Here is a 3,881-nt window from a genome sequence, read left to right as displayed (position 1 = left end):
TCCCGCCGGCCGGTACGGTGCGCCCGAAGAGTTCGGCGCCGTCGTCGCCTTCCTTGCCAGCGTCCCCGCCGCGTACGTGACGGGCGAACAGATCCGTTGCGACGGCGGCCTGGTCCGCGGCTACTAGCCCGCGCCCTTTCCGACTCTCTCGTTCCCTATCCTTTAACCATTGAACAGAAAGAAGCGCTGACCATGCATTTGGCCTCAGTACGCGAAGGCGGCGACGAACTCGCCGCGGTGATCCACCCCGAGCGCGGCGTCGCGCTGGTCCGTGACCTCATCCCGGGCTTCACCGGCGACCTGTTGGAGCTGCTGGCCACCGATTCGCTGGCAAAGCTGGAGTCGTTCGCCGACTCAGCGGACACCGAAGTGTTCCGGGACCGCGACTCGGTGACCTTCGGCGCCCCGTACCGGCATCCGCGGATGCTGTGGGGCATTGGCCTGAACTATGTGGAGCACGCCTCCGATCTGTCCGAGGGGGTCCCGGACGAGCCGGCGTCGTTCATCAAGGGCGATCACACCATCATCGGTCCGGGCGAAAACATCACCATCCCGCACCAGAGTGTGCGCACCACGGCCGAGGCGGAACTGGGGCTCGTGATCGGCAGCTACTGCCGCGACGTGGAGCCGGAGGACGCGCTGTCCTATGTGGCCGGCGTCGTCACCCTGCTGGACCAGACCGCCGAGGACATCCTGGAGAAGAACCCCCGGTTCCTCACCCGGTCCAAGAACTTTCCCGGCTTCTTCTCCTTCGGGCCGGAGATCGTGCCGCTGTCGGAGGTGGCAGACGACGCCGGGTCGCTGGCCGCCGTCGAGGTGTCCACCGTGATCAACGGCAAGGTGCACCGCAGCAATGTGGTCGGCAACATGAGGTACTCCCCCGAGTACCTGGTCAGTTTCCATAGCAAGGTGATGCCGCTCTACCCGGGGGACATCATCTCCACCGGCACACCGGGCGCCGTGCACATCAGGGCGGGTGACGTGGCGGAATGCCGCATCCCCGGCGTCGGGGTGCTCAGCAACCCGGTGGTCGACCAGACAACCAGTGTTGGTCAGGAAGACAGTGCTCATCAGGAAGGCAGTGGCGTCAGTGAGTGACACCCCCGACGACGGATTACCGGCCGGCCCCCTGGACGGCATCAAGGTGGCCGACTTTTCCAGGGTGCTCGCGGGACCGTTTGCCTCGATGATGCTGGCCGATTTCGGGGCCGATGTCATCAAGGTGGAAAGCCCGTCCGGCGATGACACCCGCAGCTGGACGCCGCCGGTGGACGAGTACGGCGTGGGCACCTATTTTTCCAGCGTGAACCGCAACAAACGGTCGGTGGTGTGCGACCTGACCACGCCCGAGGGGCAGGCGGCGGCGCTGGAGATCGCGTTGACGGCCGACGTCGTGATCGAGAACTTCCGTCCCGGCATCATGGAGCGGTTCGGGCTGGATTACGAGTCCCTCATGGACCGGCGGCCGGACCTGATCTACTGCTCCATCACCGGGTTCGGCAGCACCGCCGGTGCGCACCTGCCGGGCTATGACCTGCTGGTGCAGGCCGTCGGCGGACTGATGAGCGTCACCGGCGGGCTCGATTCCGAGCCCAGCAAGGTGGGCGTGGCCCTGGTGGATGTGGTGACCGGGCAGAACGCCGTCGTCGGGATCCTGGCCGCGCTGCGGTCGCTGGAGCAGACCGGGGTGGGCCAGCGGGTGGATGTGAACCTGTTGTCGTCGCTGCTGTCGGGGCTGGTGAACCAGGCGTCGAGCACGCTGGCCACCGGTGAATCCCCGCAGCGGATGGGCAACGCGCACCCGAGCATCGCGCCGTACGAGACGTTGCGGACCGCCGATGGTCCGCTGGCCGTGGCCGTCGGGACCGACAAGCAGTTCGCCGGGCTGGTGCGAGTTCTGGGTGTGCCCGAGCTGTCCAGCGATGAACGGTTTGCGGGAAATTCGAACCGGGTGGCCAACCGGGTGGTGTTGAAGTCCCTGCTCGAAAAGCAGCTGGGCTCCAGGTCCGCCGCCGAGTGGTCGGAGCTGCTCAGCGTCGCCGGTGTGCCCGCGGGGAAGGTGAACTCGATTGTTGAGGCGCTGGAACTGGCGGACACGCTGGGTCTCGCCCCCGTCGTCGAGATCGCCAATGCTGACGGGTCGCGGACCAGCCAGCAGGTCGCCAACCCCATCCACCTCTCCGGGACCCCCGCCCGGTACCGGCGCCCGCCGCCCCTACTCGGCGAGCACAATGGTGCCGCCTTTGACCTCCCCGCCGTTCCAGCGTTGCAACACCTACAGTGAAAGCAGGATCCTCAGTGACTTCCTCAACCGTTGAAAGCAGCACCATGACTGACATGTCAGACCTGATCGGTATTGAATCGCTCCTCTCCCCCGAGGAAATCAGTCTCCGCGAGACCGTCCGGTCGTTTGTGGACAGCGAGATCAAGCCGAACATCGCCCAGTGGTACGACGACGCCGTCTTCCCGATGGAAATCGTGCCGCAGATGGCCGAGCTGGGCCTGCTCGGCATGCACATCAAGGGCTACGGCTGCCCGGGCAAGTCCTCGGTGGAGTATGGGTTGGCCGCGATGGAGTTGGAGGCCGGCGATTCGGGTCTGCGGACCTTCGTGTCGGTGCAGGGTTCGCTGGCGATGAGCGCCATCTACAAGCACGGCTCGGAGGAGCAGAAGACCGAGTGGCTGCCGCAGATGGCTGCCGGGACCGCGATCGGTGCGTTCGGGTTGACTGAGCCGACCGCCGGGTCCGACCCCGGCGCCATGCAGACCTTCGCGAAGCGCGACGGGTCGGACTGGATCCTCAACGGCGCCAAGCGCTGGATCGGCCTGGCCTCGGTGGCGAAACTCGCGATCATCTGGGCGATGACCGACGACGGCATCCGCGGCTTCGTGGTGCCCACCGACAGCCCGGGCTTCGTGGCAACCCCGATCAAGCAGAAGCTCTCCATGCGGGCGTCCATCCAGTGCGACATCACCCTGACAGACATCCGGTTGCCGGAGAGCGCGATGCTCCCGAACGCCAAGGGACTGCGTGGCCCGTTCGAGTGCCTGAATGAGGCGCGCTACGGCATCATCTGGGGCGCTATGGGTGCTGCCCGGGACAGCTACCTCACCGCTCTGGCCTACTCGCAGGAGCGTCTGCAGTTCGGGAAGCCACTGTCCGGTTACCAGCTGACGCAGGAGAAGCTGGTGAACATGGCGCTGGAGATCAACAAGGGCACGTTGCTCGCCCTGCAGCTGGGCCGGTTGAAGGACGCCGGGACCCTGCAGCCGTACCAGATCTCGGTGGGCAAGCTGAACAACTGTCGCGAGGCGATTGCGATCTGCCGTGAGGCGCGGGCGATGCTCGGCGGCAACGGTGTCACCCTCGATTACTCGCCGCTGCGGCACGCGAACAACCTGGAGAGCGTCAGGACCTATGAGGGCACCGATGAGGTCCACACCCTGATCCTCGGCAACCACATCACCGGCGTCCCCGCGTTCCGGTGAGTGAAGCCGCTGCCCGTGCTTCTTCAGCTTCCGGCGGTAGTTCCGCCACCGGCATCCGCAAGGGCCTGACCAACTACGGGGACGCCGAGTTCTCGTTGTTCCTGCGGAAGGCGTTCATCAAGGGTGCCGGGTATTCCGACGACGCCCTGGACCGCCCGGTGATTGGGATCATCAATACGGGCAGCGGGTTCAACCCGTGCCACGGCAACATGCCGGCACTGCTGGAGGCGGTGAAGCGTGGGGTGATGCTCGCCGGTGGGTTGCCGGTGGACTTCCCCACCATCTCCATCCACGAGAGCTTTTCTCAGCCCACCAGCATGTTCCTGCGGAACCTGATGTCGATGGACACGGAGGAGATGATCCGGGCCCAGCCGATGGACGCCGTCGTGCTG

The 3,881-nt window shown here is 65.9% G+C and carries 5 protein-coding genes (1 of these 5 only partly in view); all 5 read left to right on the top strand.

The genetic code is table 11. The features are described 5' to 3' along the window. On the top strand, positions 1–127 hold a 127-nt coding region (locus tag B384_RS20330), incomplete at its 5' end, for an SDR family oxidoreductase (RefSeq protein ID WP_156809134.1). A 65-nt stretch (positions 128–192) separates the two neighbouring features. Beyond that, positions 193–1,098, top strand: coding sequence for a fumarylacetoacetate hydrolase family protein (locus B384_RS0116510; RefSeq protein WP_019484205.1), 906 nt, complete (start codon positions 193–195; stop codon positions 1,096–1,098). Then, on the top strand, positions 1,091–2,284 hold the full coding sequence (locus B384_RS0116505; RefSeq protein WP_035767433.1) for a CaiB/BaiF CoA transferase family protein: 1,194 nt from the start codon (positions 1,091–1,093) through the stop codon (positions 2,282–2,284). Before B384_RS0116510 ends, B384_RS0116505 begins: the two co-directional genes overlap by 8 nt. 44 nt (positions 2,285–2,328) lie before the next feature. Continuing rightward, entirely contained in the window at positions 2,329–3,489 is a 1,161-nt protein-coding gene (locus B384_RS0116500; protein WP_019484203.1) for an acyl-CoA dehydrogenase family protein, read from the top strand. After that, a protein-coding gene (locus B384_RS0116495; protein WP_019484202.1) for an IlvD/Edd family dehydratase crosses the window boundary here: on the top strand, positions 3,486–3,881 show its start. It continues 1,341 nt past the right edge of the window; the window shows 396 of its 1,737 coding nt (coding positions 1–396); it begins with the start codon at positions 3,486–3,488; the stop codon falls past the right edge of the window. The genes B384_RS0116500 and B384_RS0116495 overlap by 4 nt, the downstream gene beginning before the upstream one ends.

Origin of the sequence: Arthrobacter sp. TB 23 (assembly GCF_000294595.1) — a bacterium.
Classification (GTDB): Bacteria; Actinomycetota; Actinomycetes; order Actinomycetales; family Micrococcaceae; genus Arthrobacter_D.
This window is presented reverse-complemented; position numbering and strand designations above follow the sequence as displayed.